7 protein-coding genes are annotated in these 17,511 nt (G+C 73.5%); 1 reads left to right on the top strand and 6 read right to left on the bottom strand.

Annotated features, from left to right (window positions below; translation table 11 throughout):
* The first annotated feature begins 11 nt into the window (after positions 1-11).
* Complete coding sequence (locus ABZ194_RS22650) at positions 12-1,049, top strand: oxidoreductase (RefSeq protein WP_355598987.1); 1,038 nt, start codon at positions 12-14, stop codon at positions 1,047-1,049.
* Positions 1,050-1,062: 13 nt separating this feature from the next.
* On the opposite strand, the gene ABZ194_RS22645 is transcribed toward ABZ194_RS22650, so the two are convergent.
* From ABZ194_RS22645 to ABZ194_RS22620, 6 genes are all read right to left on the bottom strand, one after another.
* The gene (locus tag ABZ194_RS22645; RefSeq protein WP_355598986.1) at positions 1,063-2,565 is read right to left on the bottom strand and encodes an MDR family MFS transporter; all 1,503 of its coding nucleotides are present in this window, start codon (positions 2,563-2,565) and stop codon (positions 1,063-1,065) included.
* Positions 2,566-2,820: 255 nt separating this feature from the next.
* Positions 2,821-4,692: a hypothetical protein gene (locus ABZ194_RS22640; RefSeq protein ID WP_355598985.1), complete on the bottom strand. Its 1,872-nt coding sequence runs from the start codon at positions 4,690-4,692 to the stop codon at positions 2,821-2,823.
* An 80-nt stretch (positions 4,693-4,772) separates the two neighbouring features.
* Complete coding sequence (locus ABZ194_RS22635) at positions 4,773-8,936, bottom strand: DUF5682 family protein (RefSeq protein WP_355598984.1); 4,164 nt, start codon at positions 8,934-8,936, stop codon at positions 4,773-4,775.
* Between the two features lie 120 nt (positions 8,937-9,056).
* Positions 9,057-10,244, bottom strand: coding sequence for an AAA family ATPase (locus ABZ194_RS22630; RefSeq protein WP_355598983.1), 1,188 nt, complete (start codon positions 10,242-10,244; stop codon positions 9,057-9,059).
* A 653-nt stretch (positions 10,245-10,897) separates the two neighbouring features.
* Complete coding sequence (locus ABZ194_RS22625) at positions 10,898-15,895, bottom strand: DNA-binding protein (protein WP_355598982.1); 4,998 nt, start codon at positions 15,893-15,895, stop codon at positions 10,898-10,900.
* The gene (locus ABZ194_RS22620) at positions 15,892-16,758 is read right to left on the bottom strand and encodes a DUF4132 domain-containing protein (protein WP_355598981.1); all 867 of its coding nucleotides are present in this window, start codon (positions 16,756-16,758) and stop codon (positions 15,892-15,894) included. Before ABZ194_RS22620 ends, ABZ194_RS22625 begins: the two co-directional genes overlap by 4 nt.
* Between the last annotated feature and the right edge of the window lie 753 nt (positions 16,759-17,511).

Below are 17,511 nucleotides of genomic sequence, written 5' to 3'. Positions count from 1 at the left end.
CCGGCTTAGGTGTGCTCATCAGCGCCCTTCCCGCGTCCGCGGAGGCCACGACCCCCTCCGCACCACCTCTCACCTGGGAGCTCAAGCCCACCGGGGTCACGGCCCGCCTCCGCGGCCTGGCCCCGGTGACCCGCGACGTGGCATGGGCGTCCGGCACCCTCGGCACCGTGCTGCGCACCCACGACGGCGGCCGGAGCTGGCAGAACGTCTCGCCGCCGAACGCCGCCGATCTCCAGTTCCGCGACATCGAGGCGTTCGACGCCCGCAACGCCCTGATCCTCTCGATCGGCGAGGGCGACGCCTCCCGCGTATACCGCACCGAGGACGGCGGCCGGACCTGGTCGGAGACGTTCCGCAGCGACGAGCCGAAGTCGTTCTACGACTGCATGGGCTTCTTCGACCGCAAGCACGGGCTGGCGATGAGCGATCCCGTCGACGGGAGGTTCCGCGTCGCCTCCACCGACGACGGGGGGCGTAGCTGGCGGGTTCTTCCCGCCGGCGGAATGCCCGACGCCCTCCCCGGCGAGGCGGCGTTCGCCGCCAGCGGCCAGTGCCTCGTCACCTCGGGAGGACGTGACGTCTGGCTGTCCAGCGGCGGGGGCGCGCGCTCGCGGATCTTCCACTCCCGCGACCGGGGCCACACCTGGACCGTGGCCGACACCTCGATACCGGCCGTCGAGCCGACCCGGGGCGTCTTCGCCATGGCGTTCCGCGACCCGCGGCACGGCATCGCCGTGGGCGGTGACTACCGGGTGGATCAGCCCTCGCCCGACGCCGCCGCCCTGACCCGGGACGGCGGTGCGACCTGGCAGCCCGCGTCCACCACCTCGAAGGAGTTCCGCTCGGGCGTGGCGTGGCTGCCCGGCCTGCCGTCCGCCGCGATCGCGGTGGGCCCCACCGGCAGCGACGTGACGTTCTCGGCGGGGCGGAGCTGGCAGAAGTTCGACGCCGGCTCCTTCGACACGGTGGCCTGCACCACCGACCTCAGCTGCTGGGCCTCGGGCGACCAGGGCCGGATCGCCCGCCTCACGCTCACCCGCCCCTCGTAACGTCCCGGCCGGCTCAGCCTCTGACCGCCGCCGGCTCCGCGTCGGGCTCGACCGCCTCCGGCCTCACCCCACCGCGGAGCGGGACCTGGCGGATGAACAGGGCGACGACGACACCGGCGGCGGCCACCACCGCGCCCCAGGCGAAGAGCATGGTGATGCCGTCGGTGACGGCCTGTTTGAAGAGATCCTGGACCGCTTCCGGCAGGACTCGCAGCGCCTGCGGGGTCATGGACGTGGCGGAGGCCGCGATATCCCGCGCCCCGGCCCCGGCCTCGGCGAGGGAGTCGGTCAGGCGGTTGACGTAGACGGCGCCGAGGAGGGAGACGCCGAGCGAGCTGCCCATGTTGCGCAGGAAGGTGGAGGCGCCGGTGCCCGCGCCCATGTCGCGCAGCTCGATGCTGTTCTGGGCGATGAGGGTGCTGGTCTGCATCAGCGCGCCCATGCCGGCGCCCAGGACCACCATGTAGAGGCCGGAGAGCGTCGTGGAGGTGCCGACGTCCACGGTGGCGAACAGGGCCAGGCCGGCGGCGACGAGGATGGAGCCGATGATCGGCAGGGACTTGTAGTGACCGGTCCTGCTGATCAGCACACCGCCGCCCAGGCTGACGATCATCGCGGAGATCATCATGGGTGTCAGCAGCAGGCCGCTGTTGGTGGCGGAGGAGCCCTGGACGAACTGCTGGAACTGCGGCAGGAACCCCATGGCTCCGAACATCGCGAAGCCCGAGACGAAGGCGAGCGCTCCAGCCAGGGAGAAGTTACGGCTGCCGAAGACCCGGAGGGGCATGATCGGCTCGGCCGCCCGCCGCTGGACGATCATGAAGGCGGCGAACGAGACCACCGTCAGCGCCGCGAGCCCGAGGATCTGCGCCGAGTCCCAGTCGTACTGGGAGCCGCCCCAGCTGGTGATCAGCACCAGTGCGGTGATCCACACGGTGAGCAGCCCGGCGCCCAGCCAGTCGATACGGGCCTTGCCGGTGCCCCTCGGCAGTTTGCCGAGGGTGATCCAGCAGACCACCAGGGTGACCACGCCGAGCGGCAGGTTGACGTAGAAGGCCCAGCGCCAGTCGAGGTTGTCGGTGATGAAGCCGCCGATGAGCGGGCCACCGATCATCGAAACCGGCATGACGGCCATCATCAGGCCCTGATACTTACTGCGGTCCCGCGGCGGGATCATCTCACCGATGATCGACATCACGCCGACCATCAGACCGCCCGCGCCCAGGCCCTGGACCGCGCGAAAACCGATCAGTTGCGCCATGTCCTGGGACATGCCGCAGAGCGCCGAGCCGATCAGGAAGATCGCCACGGCGGAGACGAAGATGATCCGGCGGCCGTAGAGGTCGCCGAGCTTGCCCCAGATCGGCGTGGACACCGTGGAGGCCAGAATGTATCCCGTGGCCACCCAGGCCAGATGGTTCAGGCCGCCCAGTTCGCCGACGATCGTCGGCAACGCCGGGGCGACGATCATGTTGTCCAGCATCGCCAGCAGCATGGCGATGACCAGGCCGCTCATCGTGACCAGGATCTGGCGGTGACTGAACCCCAGCCCTGTTCCGTCCCCCGGAACCGTCTCACCCGTCACCGAGGCCGACGGGGCCCCCGCGTCTTGCGTACCGTCCTGCGACGCCACTGTGTTCCCTTCCCCATCCGAACCAACTTACCGGCCGGCCAGTTACCGTACTTGCCGACCGACCGGTAAGCAAACACATAAAAATCAGCGGCAAAGGGGCAACAGCGAGGGGCAGCGGTTCACCTGCCGGAGACGACCTCAGCGACTCCGGTGGTCGCGCCAGGACGCCTGGACCAGTGCCCGCTCGGTGACCGTGAGGTGGAGGGCGGCGGCCAGCCACGACCAGGCGTACCGGTCCCCGTCGGCGTCCACCAGACGGCCGAACACGTCACGGGAGCGGCGGTCGGCCTCCACGGTCAGCACACCGACCAGCTCGGCGGCGGTCTCGAACCCCGCACGGCGGAGCGAGGCCCGCTGGGTAAGGGAGTCACCGCCGCGCGCCGACTCGGCGACCGCTCGCCGCCCACCGGAGACGGCCAGCTCGACCAGGCGGCGCACCCGCCAGAGAGGCGAGCCCGTCACCGGGTCAACGGCCGCCGCGGCCTCCTCCGCCGACGGCGGACACACGTCACGGGGTGGCAGGTGGGAGCCCTGCAGGTGGTCGTAACCGACGTCGGCGTGGCCCAGCCACTCGGCGGGCAGACGGAGCGTCGGCCCCTCCCCCGGCACCGGCCCGACCGCGAGCGGGCGCAGGGTGGCGGCCCGGCCGGGATCCAGCCGACCGAGCACCCGCACCCGCAGCCCCGGCAGGGAGGCGAGCTGCCGCAGATTGGCGATGTGAGCCAGGTCGGGGTGGGAGCTGGCCGGCACGAGCCGGACCAGTGGCCCCTCCGCCGTCCCCTCCGCCCGGCTGGCCGAGGCTCCCCCGGCTCCGGAACCGGTGGAACCGTCGGCGGCGGGCAACCGGCGCGCGAGCAGCCGATCTCCCTCGGCACCGACGATCACCAGATCGCATCCGACCGGCCGCTCCATCTCCTCCGCGGTCTGCGGATCACTCCAGGCTCCGCCGGACAGCAGCGCGTCGGCCACCTCGTCGAGCGGGCGGGCGAACAGCGCGGCCAGCGGCCCCTCCGACCAGGACATCCCGGGGACGGGCGTGGCCCGCACCCCTCGTCCAGCCCCGAGACGACCTCCGGGGGAGACCGTCGCCCCGGAGATCAGCAGCCCCCTCCGGGCGAGCTGGGCGTGGCTCATGCCGGTCGTACCGAGCGCGACCGCCGCGGTGGCGGCGCCCCGGGCGCGGGCCGGCCCTCCGGGCTTGACGTCGGCGACGGAGAACCAGCGCCCGTCCTCGGTAAGGAGGTGGGTGACCACCCCGGCATAGCCGGTGGCGCTGATCACCGGTTCCCGGCAGACCCCGTAAACCCGTAGCGCGCCGCCCGGCCGGTAGGCGCGGCGCGCGATTCCCACCAGGGTCGGGTCGGGGTCGGCCGCCGCCAGCCTGCCCGAGGTCAGCAGCAGTTCCCGAAGCGCGGAGACCAGGTCGGCTAAGCGGTGGTCGTCGTGACGTGCCCGGGCGGCGCGCAGGCCGCGCACGACACCCAGAGCCGCGGCCTCGGCTCTGGGCAGACCGGCCAGCCGGGCGGTGTGGGCCGCGCGGAGCAGTTCGGCCTGGAGCACCGCTCCCGCCCCCGGCACCCCGGCCACGAGCACCGCCACGGCCGCGTTCCACACCCCGGCCGCGGCGGCCACCTGTCCGGCGGTGGGGGCCGGAGGGTCGAAATCCCGCAGAGCTCTCGCGGCCACAATCGTGCCGGTGTCCGGGCCCCCATCCGAGATCAGGTCCGGGCCCGCTCCCATACCCGCGACCGGACAGGCGTTGAGAACGGCCGCGCGATGCAGGCAGCGTGGCGCCAGCAGGCAACTGCACCGTACCTCGCCGGGATCGGTGACCGGTCCCGGCGATCCCGGCGTGAGGGTGACCACCGCGTCCTCCCCCCAGCTGACGGAGACGGTCTGTCCGTCGACGGTGACGGGCAACCCGGCACAGCGTTCGATCGCCGCATCCAGCTTCTTGCGCAGGCGGGGTGTGAGATCCTCCACGGCCGTGGCGGCCAGATGAGGTTCCACCGGCGGCAACTGTGCGGGCGACGGAATCGCGGAGCCGGAGGCCGGGGCGAGGCCGGGGGCAGAGGCCGGGACGGGGAGATTCAACGGGCTTCTCCTCGGAGGCGGTCGCCCACCCAGCGGGCGAGAGCGAGCGGGCTGAGCGCGGCGACGGGCATTCCCGCCGCGACGAGTTGCTGGGCGACGGGCACTGAGTAGCGCGGCGCGCCGGTGTCGTCCAAGGCCGCGCAGCCCAGCAGATGCACACCGGAGGAGACGAGGGAGCGAACCTCTCCGAGCAACCCTCCCATCGGACAGCCCTCCTCGAAGTCGCTGACCACCACGGCGAGCGTACGGCTCGGCACGGTGACCAGGGAGCGGGCGTGAGCGAGTCCGGCGGCGATATGGGTGCCGCCGCCGACCTGTACCTCAAGCAGCAGGGACAGCGGGTCGGTGACCTGGTCCGTCAGGTCGAGCACCTGGGTGGAGAAGGCGAGAAAGTGGGTCGAGAGGGTGGGGACACCCCCCAGGACGGCCGCGGTGAGCGCGGACCAGATCACCGAGGCCTCCATCGAGCCGGACACGTCGACCACGAAGATCAGCCGCCAGTCGGCCTCGTTCCGTACCCGGGTGTCGAAGACCGGCCGCTCCGGGACGACGAGAAACCTGCCGTCGCCGGTCCGGCGTGTGTGCGCCAGGTTGGCCCTGAGGGTGGCGGACAGGTTGAGGCGACCGCCGGGGCGGCGGGTCGGGCGTGGCGTCGCGAGCCCGGTCAGTGCCGGACGCAGCCGGGTGGCGAGCTCGCGGGCGAGTTCGGCGACCAGGCGGCGGACGAGCGGTCGCAGCCGGGAGAGCTGCTGCTCCGGCAGGCCACCCGCCAGGGAGAGAACCGAGGTCAGCAGGTCGATCGACGGGCGCACCGCTTCGGGGTCGAGTACGGCGAGCACATCGGTCCGCCCGGTGTGGGCCGCCCTGGCCAGCACCTCCTCACGTACCTCGGCGCCGAACAGGGCGTCGAGCTCCACCGCCCACTCTCGGGCGGTGGGGAAGGAGGCCCCTTGACCACCGCCGCCGCCCCCCTGCCGGGCGCCCCGCCCTGATCCGACATCGCCCACCCCCTCTCCGCGGCCCGCGCCGTACAGCTCGTCCAGGGCGTGCGCGTAGCGCCGGGCGTCGGCGGGAAGGTACTCGGTCTCCCTGCCGAGCAGCAACCGCCACCGATCGGCGGGAGCCAGCCGCCGCCCGGCACCCCCCGCCCCCACCGTCGTCTCGGCCTGCTCCGGCTTCCCGGCCTCCCCAGACTTCACGGCCCCCTCCGACTTCACGGCCTGCCGGCCGAACCCAGCCGTCTCGGATGCGGCGGACACCGCGCGAGGCCCCGCGTCAGGTGCCTCGCGCACCCCTGATGAGAGAACGGAGAGTCCGGGCGTGAAGCGTCCCAGGGCGTTCAGGGCGGCCAGTCCGGCGGCGTCGGCGTCGGCCCAGAGGGCCAGGAGTTCCGGCGGAGCGCTCAACGCCAGATCGATCCGATCACCGAGGCGGTCGGTCACGACCCGTAGCAGCCGGTCGCGTCCCGCCGGGGCGAGCGTGTCAAAACCACCGCGCAGAGCCGGCAACCGGTCCAGAAAACTCTGGTCGGTCAGCCCGTCGACGCGGTCCAGCACCGGATCGAGCGCCGCCGTGGCCGACTGCAGGAGCGGGCCCGCGGCGGTGAGCAGACCGGTGAGCAGGCGAGACAGACGGTGACGCCCGTCCGGGCAGGTGGCGGTGTCGATCCACCCTGCGGCGCGAGCACCGAGAGTGCGTGGAACGTCCAGGTCGAGCAGGACACGGGCCGCCAGCGCGGCTCCCTGCATGAGCGCGGAGCCGGCGCGCACGAGGGCGTCGAGCGCGTCGTCCATGCGGATGCCCAGCCGCTGTTCGCCCACCCGGATGACGAGCGCGACCAGAGCGGAGGCGTCCTCCCGCCGGTCACTGCCGACCAGGCCGGGCAGCGCGCGGACCGCGGCCTCCAGCAGTGTGTCGGCCAGTTCCGCGGCCTGCCGCCGGGTTGCCGGTGTGGTGCCGGGAAGGTGCTCCCGGCGCAGCGCCTCCAGCAGGTCGAGGGCCTGGAGAAGGTCGGGGAGACCCGCGGTGGCCGGAAGTACGGCGGTGGCGTCCGCGAGGCGGTCGGCGACCAGGTCCGGCAGATCACAGACCGCCGCGGCACGCAGGCCCGCGAGGATGAACTCGCAGGTGGCGCCCCCTTCGGCGGACTCGCGACGGAAGGTCTCGCTCAGCGTCCCGGCGGCTGCCAGGGCCGCGGTGACCCCCCGCACGCCCGCCAGGTCGAGCAGGGCGGCGACGGAGGGGGTCCATGAGAGCCGCCACCGGGTGGTGAGCGCGGTCGCGTCCCCCGTCGCGGCCACCTCGATCGGCTGGCCGTACCCGACACCGCACGCCAGCAGGCGCTGCAGCAAGATCTCACGGCGGCGGTCCAGGGCGGAGCGGAGCGGGTCGAGGCGGATCTCGCGGGAGCCGGGGTTCTCCGGACAGGGTAGCCGCGAGACCGCCAGCTCGGCCTCGACCGCGGGGCCGAGCCCGGAACGCGGTGTACCTGGCGCGGTCCTGCCACGGTCGGTGCCGACGAGAACGGTTTCGAGGGCACGGGCGAGCGCCCGGCCACGCCCGAGGGGCTCCCCCTGGCCGAGCACGGTCGTCACGGCCTCCAGCAACTCGCCCCGGCCCGGCGCGGGTAGCCCTCGCAACCGGGCCAGATCGCAGGCGAGCCGCAGGCTTTCCACGGCCTCCCCGGTGCCCGCGGTGTGCCCGGCCGCGCGCAGCTCCCGGCACAGGTCGGTGATCGCGCGGGCGGCGGCGTCCCTGACCTTTCCAGGATCACCCGCGGCGGCGAAGACCGCCTGCTGCCAGCGTGGATCCCGGATGCCCGCCGGATAGCCGGACCGGGAGTCGAGCAGGTCGAAGGCGTACGGGACGAGCGACGTGGCGGACAAGGAACCGCCACCGCCACCGCCACCGCCACCGCCACCGCCACCGCCACCGCCACCGCCACCGCCACCGCCACCGGGTGAGGTTGCCACGGCCATCTCGGTCGGGCACCCTCCGGCGGGGCCGGCCGGGATCGACGGCGCCGCCCCCTCGGCGGCCTCGTCCACCGATATGACCAGTGCGGGGGCGTGGAAGGCTCCGACCACGGCGGCGACCCTGCGACCACCGGCGGCGGCGCCGGCGATCACCTCACGCATGTGCGCCTCACGGGCCAGATCCCTGGACGGCACACCACCCGAGATCTCCGCGTCCTGGCGCAACGCCCAGCCCACGCCAAGCGCGGCCCGGCGCACCGCCTCGGGCGGGCACCCTGGAGCGAGCACCTCCACGGCGCGATCCCACATGTCGTCCCCGTCCCGCCCGGTGCAGGAGGCGGCGAGACCGTCGGCGAAGACGTTCCCCACCGGGATCACCGTGTCCACTGAAATGACCGGGGCCGCCGGGGCCGCCGTGTCCACCGGAGCCTGCCCTGTCAGGGCCGCTTCGGCGGGAAGCCGTTCGATGCGAGCCAACTCCACCTGAGATGAGTCGTCGGAGACCTGCCCACCCTTGACCGGCTCCGCGCGGTACGGCTCACCGAAGGCCACCACCGGCCGGGCCTGTCCGGTGCGGGGGTGGCCCGTGCGAGGGGGTTCGGTGCGGGAGAAGTGTTCCGCCGGTGACGGCTCCGCCTGAGGCGACCCCGGCTGAGGGTGTTCGGCCGCCGACAGATCCGGCCGGTCGGAGGGAGTCCGCGCCGGGTTCTCCTCGGACCAGGCCGGGGCGGACAGCGGCAGGTCGCAGCAGATCACCTCGGCGCCGCGTTCCCTGGCCCAGCGGACGGCGGCGAGTTCCGGGGAGAAGTCGGCGAAGGGGTAGAACCCGAGCCGCCCCTCCTCGTCCGTCCCGGCAAGGGCGATCGGGGTGACCGTGGCCGGATTCGCCAGGTGCGCCAGCCACGGCTGGAAGTCGGCGGGCAGTTCGACGCAGACCACCTCGGCCCCGGCGGCGTCCAGCAGTGCCGGAACGGCGACCGCCAGCGCCGGGCTGTGGTGACGCACCCCCAGCAGGTACGGCCGGCCGGCCCCGGCGAGGGCGTCCACGATCTCGCGGGGATCACCGGTGGCGGAACCCGCCACCTGATCACTCACCCCCCGGTCGTCCACGCTCCGATCGTTCGCGTCACGAGCACTCAGGCCACGAACGGCCACGTCAAGGAGGCCCGTGTCCCGAGTGCTCATGTGTCGAGGATCCACGTTCTCAGCACCGCCGTCCCAACATCCCGCGTTCCGGAAAGGAGGTACCCCAGGCGACCGCCTCCCGTGAACGCGCACCACGGGAAGACGTTTCCCAATCGTCTGTCAACGGAGGTTCTCCCGCAGGTCCCAGAGCCGACGCCACATCGCGGAGCCTTCTTCGGCGCGGCGGCGCACCGGGCCGTCCCAGTAGCCGAGCAGCCGCGAGTGGTCGGCCGGGTCGTCCTTGCGCACCACGCCCAGCAGGTGACCTGGCATCAGGTCGAGGACGTCCCCGGCGGGCAGGTAGGCCGCCGCCACGCCGAGGGAGGCGGCGACCTGTACCGCCTCGGCGGTGGACATCACCGTTCCGGGGCGCTCCACGTCCCAGCCCTCGGCCGACCGTCCGGAGCGCAGGTCACGGAAGACGGTGACCAGCGCGTCGAGCACGGCGTCGTCCACGCCGAAGGCGGCGCCGGCGCGCTGCACCACGGCGGTGGCCTGATCGCGCACCAGGGCGGTCTCGGCCGCGGGGTCGGCGATGGGGTGAACGGTCTCGAAGTTGAACCGGCGTTTGAGCGCGGCCGACATCTCCGAGACGCCCCGGTCACGCAGGTTGGCGGTGGCGATCACGGTGAAGCCGGGGGCGGCGGCCACCAGGGCGTCGACGGTGCCCGCGAGTTCGGGCACGTTGACGCGCCGATCGGACAGGATCGACACCAGTGCGTCCTGCACCTCCGGCAGGCAACGGGTGATCTCCTCGATCCGGGCGACGAGACCGGCGCGCATGGCGGCCAGCACCGGGGAGTCGACCAGCGCCTGGCGGCTCGGCCCCTGGGCGAGCAGCAGGGCGTAGTTCCAGCCGTAGCGGAAGGCGTCCTCGGTGGTGCCCGCGGTGCCCTGCACGGTGAGCGCGCTCGTTCCGGAGACGGCGGCGGCGAGCAGTTCGGAGAGCATCGACTTGGCGGTGCCGGGTTCGCCGACCAGCAGCAGACCGCGCTCTCCGGCGAGGGTGACCACGCAGCGTTCCACCAGGGCGCGCTCGCCGACGAACTTGGAGGTCACCACGAGCCGGGCCGGGAGTTCGGGGTCGCCGCCGGCCGTCACGGGCCGGGTTCCGGAGAGTTCCAGGGCCTCGCCGCCGCTGCCGCAGATGAACGTGACCACCGCGCGCGGGGTCAGCGTCCAGCCGGGTGGGCGGGGACCGTCGTCGTGGGCGGCGAGGAAGGCGAGTTCGACGGTGTGCCGCTCCTCCGCTGGCAGGGCCTGCCGGTTGGGTGGGATCGAGGGGGTCGCCTGTTCCATCGTGGTCATCGAATACCTCCGGCGTGGAGCCCCCGGGGTCCGGCCCAGGAAGGGAAACGCGACGGGGCGCCGGACGGTTCGGCGATGTGCCCGGCGGTCACGACCGGATCGCCGGGCGCATGGGCCCCGGCGCGCGCGCTTCCGAACGCGCGTGACCCGGCGCGCTCACCACCGGACGGGTGCGCCCCGGCGCGCTCGCCGCCGGATCGGCGGAGGGGCGAGGCGGCTGTGGAGCCGGGGTGAGCGCCCGGCGGCGTGAGCCGGGAGGGCCGCCGGAGACGAAGCGGGCGACCCACCCCGTGAGGGGTGGAGTCTCCCGGCTTCGGCCGTGGAGGGAATGTCAAGGGAGAAGTCCTTCTGTCTCTGGGGCCGCTGCCCCGGTCCGCTACGGGCTCGGTGTGGCCGCCGAGCCGTACCCACTGGAGTCGTGCCTGCCGGGTCGTGCCTATCAAGATCGGGAAAAGTTGCTGGGACCATTAGAAGACCACTGGAGTAAAAGACCGCTGAAACCGGGAGAACTGTTCGGTCGGGAGTCTGCCCGTGCGGCGGCGGACCTGCCGGGGGAAGACGGGGCGGGGAAAGTCCGCCGGAGGACCGGAGGATCCAGGCGGGTGCGGCGGCGGACGGGACGGCGCCGCACCCGTGTCCCGGAGGCGTCCGGATCAGCGACGTCTGCCGCGCCGCACCCGGAGCTCTTCGAGCCGGGGAATGTCACCGTCGCGGACCCGCCGCCATGCCCTGGTGTAAAGAGCGGCGACCGGCTCGGTGGGCACGATCACCCCCAGCTGCGCGGTCCTCTCACTGATCAGGTCGAACAGGGGGACCTTCCACTCCTCCAACGGGATACGCGGAGCCTTGAGGTCCAGCCAGGCCCCCGGGAGGAAGAGCGAGCGGCCCGCCCGGATCCGGCTGGCCTCGACCACCAGATCGGTGGCGGCCAGTTCGGCGCGGGCCGTCTTGAACCGGGCGGCCTTCCAGCCCGTCCACCGGGTGACGTTCCTGTCGGTGGGGTCCGGCATCGCGAGCAGCACCAGGTAGAGTGCGGCGGCGTCCTGGCCGAGACCGTACTCCTGGGCGACCTGGGCGACCAGCGCGGGCACGGAGCGGCCGGGGTCCTGTGGCCACCAGGTGCCGTCGGCCGCCCGCTCCCCCGCCACCGGATCACCGGGGTCGGCGAGGAGTGCCGCGAAACCCGGGGCACGGACCGTGCGCAGGGCCAACTCCACCGGGAACGGCTCTCCCGCGTCCCCTGCCAGGGCGCGCAGGGCGGGCAGGTAGGGGTCGTCCCCGAAGTCGCCCAGCAGAGCCATGCGGATGCCCGGCGCCGGCTGGTCGTCATGGGTGGCCATGATCACGGCACCGTAGCGCTCCCAGCCCTCGGCGACCTCGGTGGGAGCCCCGGCGACCTGACGGAAGCCTGGGAGGTTGACGTAGCGGCCCAGGCTGAGCATCAGGTCAGGGTTGGCCAGCCGGTCCCGGACCGCGGCCAGCGCCGCGGGCAGTACGGCCCGCACGGGGTCTCCGGCCGGGAGCCGGTGAGCCAGCCAGGACGTCAGGGCGGCGACCCCGACCAGCGTGGACTCGGTGAACCCGGTGGCGCCGTCCTCGGCCGGGGAGACGCGGTCGCGGTGCACCCTCCAGCGCAGATCCCGGCTCAGTTCCGGCGCCGCGGCGGGGTCGATCAGGGCGGGCAGGGCCCGGCCCGGCTCCCACGACGTCCGTACCGCACGGGCCGCCTCCGCGACGATCCATTCGGGAACGGCGGCCCGCCGGCCGACCCGGGTGTTCCACACCCGTGCGGCGGCCGCGATGTCCGGGCCGTCCGTCCAGAGCGCGGCCGGGCGCACGGGCAGCAGCGCCGCGACGACCTCCCGCCGGATGTCGGCGTCCACATCGCGCAGTTCGTCCCTGGCGACGGCGGCGTCGGCCGCCTTCACCCCGAGCGCGGTCCGCGATCCGGCGGGCAGGAAGGCCCGTTCATGACCGTCCACGTACGGCAGGCCCGCCACGATCAGCCGGGCGGCCGTCGGGGTCACCCCGGTGAGCCGGGCGAACTCCCCGGCCGCCTCCGGGCGCCAGGGAGCCGGGCCGTGTTCGGCGCGGAGGGTCAGGAACTCCGCGAGCCACCCCATCCCCCGCCCCTCGCCGACCGGGCCCGAGGAGCGCACGGTGTAGGGGTGGGGAACGTCGAACCGGCGAGCCGGGTCGTGGAAGAGGGCGGCGAACCGGCAGCCGCCACTCTCCGTCTTGGCGTCCTGGAAGACGATGAACGCGCCGCCGGGCAGTGGAAGCACCCCACACCAGCTGCCGTCCCGCCGGTCTCCTCCGGCATCGACGAGCAGACTGTCGTCGAGGTGCAGCGACAGGCGGCGCCACCGGGCGGGCTCGGCGGCCGAGGTCAGCCCGAGCGCGTCGAGCTCGTGCAGCAGCTCGCGCAGCGCGTCCGCGTGCTCCGGCTCGAACGCCGGCGACGCCACCCGGTAGGCGACCGCCGCGCACCGGTCGAGCAGCGGCTCCCACTCCAGCGAGGTGTTCGGCAGCCGCGGTCCGTCGAAGTGGAGACGGGCCACCGGGCCCGAGGCCGCGTGCGCCGCGTGCTGTGAGGCGGCCCGCAGCGCCTGGGTGATCACACGTATCTGCTGAAAGGCGTTGTGGCACGCCTGGCCGTACCACCATGGGCCGGAGACGCCGAGACCGCTGAGCGCGCGGGTGAGCAACTGGTCGGAGGGGCCGGCCTCCCACTGTTCCTCCTGCCCTCCGGCGAGGGCGTGGGTAAGCCGGGCCGCCACGGTGTCCAGGGTGATTCGCTGGGCTGCGGCGAACCGCGCAACCCCGGCGATCCCGGCGATCAACGCGTCATCGCGGACCTGGGGCAGCAGAGCCCGGACGAGCCCCCGCAACTCCTCCCGCGCGGACCGGCCGGGGTGCGCGGGCGGTACGGCCTGGGCCCGGGGGGTGGACCGCTGAGGCTCCGGAGAGTGGGCCGGCCGCCCGGAGTGCTCGGACTCCACCCAGACGGCGGCCTTCAGCAGAGCGGCCGCCGTCTCCCCGTCGATCCCGCGCAGAGCCGCGGAACCCGCCGGGTCGCGGGGTCGCAGGCACCACCAGTAACGCGGCGGCGGCAGCGTCGTGGTGCCCGCCGCGAACGCCCCGGGGGCACTCTCCATGGTGGCCGTCCCGACGACGACCCCCGAGGGGTCGATCAGCTTGACCTGGCGGTGGTTCTGAATGAGGGTGCGTGGCCGGTCGTCACCGGGAAAGGTCACGGCGCACGCCGGCAGGCCGGGCCCGTCCGGGCCACCGTCCAGGGTGACGGTGCGCCCGGCGAGATCGTCACCGCGCAGCGATCCGTCGGGCAGCCGGACCACCCGCCAGCCGAGCAGGCCGTTCACCGGGACGCCCACCGGGGTGGCCTCATCGGTCCCGGCGGGCAGCAGCCACCCGCTGTGGAAGGCGCTGCCCGCCGGAGCCGAGAGGGGCGCGTCGGCGAGGAAACCGGGCATGCTCAGCCGGCCGTACGACATGCTGGACGGGTCGTACTCCCGCCAGCCCTCACGCTGCTGGTCCCACACCCAGAACGAGGTCCCGTCGCCGATCAGCCGGGCCCGGGTGGGCACGGTGGCGTCCCCCGGGTGCAGCACCCCGGCGCCCGTGGTCCGGCCGCCGCCGGGCAGCGGCAGGGTGACCGTGTCGGTACGGAGCATCCACGTGCTGTCCGGCGCCTCCAGCGGCCGGAAGGTCCCGGCGGAGGAGTGCCAGTAGCCGCGGAGCGAGTCGCCCGCGCCGGAGGAGCGCCAGTAGACGAGCAGTTCGCCGTCCACGTGGTGAAAGCCGGGGGGGCCGTAGACGTCGTCCGGTGGCCTGCGCAGGTCGTGGGTGAGCACGGTGCCCTCGACGCCGATGACCCTCACCTGGGCAGGCCCCGAGACGATCAGGTTCGGCCACGCGTCGGCGACCTCGATCTCTCCGAGGTCCTTCGGCCTGACGAGCGCGGCGACCGCCTCCTCCCAGGCCGGCCAGCCCAGCTCGTCGAGGAGCCCGCCGCGCAGTGTCCTGGCGAGCTCGGAGGCGAGGTCGGCCCGGGCGGCCTCGGCGACCTCCTCCGCGGCGAGGACCAGCGCCTCGGCGGGCAGCCAGGTCAGCCGTCTGAGAGCGTCGGGCAGCCCCGGCAGCCCCGTGGCGGACGAGCGCCGGGCGACCGTCCTCATCCACTCCGCCAGCATCGGCCTGCCGCCGGGAGACGCGGCCAGGCGTCGTACGGCCCGCCGGCCGTCCTCGTCGGCGGCGAACCGGTCGGCGGCACGGTGGAAGGCCGGCCGGAACCCGGGGGTGGCGGCCAGGGCGAGCAGGTCGCGGCCGCCCTGGCTCCGCGCCCACGACTCCAGCAGCAGCCACGCGTCCGCGCCGGGGTCGGCCACCGGCACGTCAAGCGCCAGCAGCAGGTCAAGCAGTTCGACCTCGGTGGGGGCCGTCACGGCCCGGCCCGACTCGGCGAGCTCGGTGCGCAGCCGTCCGGCCACCCGCTCCACCAGCGCGTACAGACCGGGCAGCCGTGACTCGCCCCGCCAGCTGGGACTCCAGATCTGCAGGAAGCGCTCAAGCCAGCCGGCCGTGCCGTCGGCGGATCGCTCCGGCTCGGGCACCTCCCCTTCGCCCAGCCCCGCGGCGGCACCCGACTCCTCCAGCAGTTCCAGCCAGAAGGCGGGCATCTCGTCGTCGCCGCCGCGGGGCATCAGGTTCAGCAGTGTCCCGCGGACCGCAGGATCCCGGCGGCCCAGCGCGACCAGGGCCACTCGGTGCGCCTTCCACCAGCCGAGCGGCGCGCCGAGAGTGGCGGGCAGACCGAGCAGCTCGACCAGGTAGGATTGTTCCTCGGCGTTCGCGTCCCGGCCCGCGGCCCTGGCCAGGCGGCGCAGGTCGTCGGCCATCCGCGCCGACGGCGACAGACCGCCCGCCGTACGGCGCGCGCACAGCCCACGGAACCTGCGCAGGGCCTCGTCCGCGGGCACCCGGGCGGCCAGCTCCCTGGCGTACCCGGACAGCGCCTTGACCGGCAGCGCCCCGGCGAGCGCGAACTCCAGGAACACCGCGTCGAGCCGCTCCTCGTCGACGGGCAGACCGTGCTCCGCCTCCGCCCTGCGCGCCTGGGTGAACATCTGGGCCGCGTAGGTGGGATTGTCCACCGTGAGGAACAGCCGGCCCGCCTGCTCGAAGAACGTGGGCAGGAAGTGCGGGACGGACGCGGCGAGCTGCGCGGCGAGCCGCTGGTAGGCGTCCAGGGCGGCCTTCGGCCGGGTCTTCGCCTGCCTGGCCGTGCGCTCCAGCTCCGGCACCACGGCGAGCGCGTGATGGCCGTCGTGCGGGTGGTGCACCAGCACCCACTCCGGGAAGCCGAGCGAGCGCCGCAGCCCCAGCCCGACCACGACCGGCTCCCGGGCCGGCTCCAGGCCGAGGAAGCCCGCCGCCGCGTCCTCGGCCGCGCCCAGTTCCCCGGCGACGAGGCGCACCACTGTCCGGCCGTCCAGCCCCGGGTGCCGGTAGGCCCGCGCGGTCAGCGGCACCGCCCGCTCACCGCCGCCCTCCGTGCCCGGGGCGAGCACCGCCCCTGCTTCGAGCAGTTCCCGTGCTCCGGCCTCCGCCGACGGCATGGCGCCGTTCATACGTCCCTTCCTTCTTCGACCGTCCGTCCGGCGTACAGCGCCGAGGCCATCCGCATCCCCTCGGACCAGGAGACCGGGCCGACCTGCCGCAGCGGCAGCCGCTCGCCGCCCAGACCGTTCCAGGTCAGGTTTCCGGTCTCGGTGTCGCCGTCCCAGTAGGGTTCGCCGATCCACACCAGCGCCTCGGTGGCGCCTCCCGCGTCACGCGCCGCGCAGGTGGCGTAGCCTCCCGACACCCGGTAGCCGAGGGAGGTGGCCCGGGCCGCGAGACCGAACCGGGAGTCGAACCTTCCCCCGGCGAACTCCGCCACCTCGTCCGCGCTCTCCGCGGGCTCGGCCGGTCTGATCCAGGTCGCCCGGTGGATCTGCTCGACCCGCTGGACCACCCCCAGCTCCGCGGCGAACTCCCGCAGCTCCTGCAGGCCGGGCAGGAGCACGGGGTGCGGCAGCGTCACGGCCACCGGGGAGAGCCGGACGGTCTCACCGTCCAGGTTCACCACCCGTAGCTCGCCGGAAGGGGTGACGTCCCGCAGGAAGCCCGCCTCCTCCGGATCGTCACCGACCACCACGAGGTCACGCAGCACCGACCGCCACGCCTCGTCCGCCCAGACCTCGGCTACCAGCCCGGTGGGGACGGGCAGGGAGGACACCATCCAGGTGTCGACCTGTGCCACACAGGCCGCGGCGTGCCGGTCAAGCCACTCGGCGAAGCGGCGCAGCCGCTCCACCTCGGGATGCTCCCGCACCTGTTTCGGCAGCGACTTCAGCCGTCGTCCCGCCGCCCGGCCCGCGGTGGCCCTCGCCACCACCCGGCCCTCCACCAGGGCGACCTCATACCCGTCACCCGCCGACAGCCAACCCAACGGTCCCATCCTCTCGTCACGCGCGGATCGCCGACGTCGCAGGGGTTTGACGCCTGCGACCATGACGCGCGGAACGCTAACGCCCGTCACCGACAATCAGGGGCGGCGTCGCGCCCGGGACCGCGTCGACTCGGTGACACGTCCCTCACACCTTCGCCGCGCCCCTCGGCCGGCTTGACCGGCCAGCGAGTCGAAACCAGCCAATCACAGATGGTTTGAATAAACGAAATATCCAATGAAACGCCTGAATCCTGCCATAATTTCAGGATTCCAGTCCTTATCCGGCAGAACTTGACCTCCGGCCGCCGATTCCCCCGGGCCCACCAGGCGCGCCGGTGATCGAGGCCACGCCGGAACCATTCGTATTCCCCGCCCCGAAGGCACCGAAAGGTACCGCTCTCGCCGGGTCTGCCCGGGCGACGCCGTTCCAGGGCCGGCCCGCCCGCCGACGCTCCGCCACCCCCTGAAGCGACTGCCGTACCACGTCGTAACGGAAACCCCGCCACAGCAAGCCCCAGTCCAGGCCGTCACCGGAATCGGCCGGGGATCCGCCACCGACTTCCTTTTTCGGCGAACAGCAAATGAGGTTTCCGGGGGCGGCGAAAGTGGGCACGATCACTCGGGAATACAGAACCAGCGCGTATGGTGGCATAACAGGACAGGCGCGGTTAATCGGGCACGACGGGCCGGACACGGAATGCGGCGGGCCACCGGGACGCACGCCGGATCCGGCGCACGAGAATGTACGGGAAC

Source organism: Streptosporangium sp. NPDC006007 (genome assembly GCF_040614315.1).
In the GTDB taxonomy this organism is placed as follows: Bacteria; Actinomycetota; Actinomycetes; order Streptosporangiales; family Streptosporangiaceae; genus Streptosporangium.
Note: the sequence above shows the minus strand (reverse complement) of the source record. Positions and strands in the feature narration are given on the sequence as shown.

Excerpts from the sequence above, each read along its gene's own strand:
- ABZ194_RS22625 (WP_355598982.1), bottom strand. The coding sequence starts at position 15,895 with ATGAACGGCGCCATGCCGTCGGCGGAGGCCGGAGCACGGGAACTGCTC.
- ABZ194_RS22635 (WP_355598984.1), bottom strand. The coding sequence starts at position 8,936 with ATGAGCACTCGGGACACGGGCCTCCTTGACGTGGCCGTTCGTGGCCTG.
- ABZ194_RS22630 (WP_355598983.1), bottom strand. The coding sequence starts at position 10,244 with ATGACCACGATGGAACAGGCGACCCCCTCGATCCCACCCAACCGGCAG.
- ABZ194_RS22645 (WP_355598986.1), bottom strand. The coding sequence starts at position 2,565 with ATGAGCGGCCTGGTCATCGCCATGCTGCTGGCGATGCTGGACAACATG.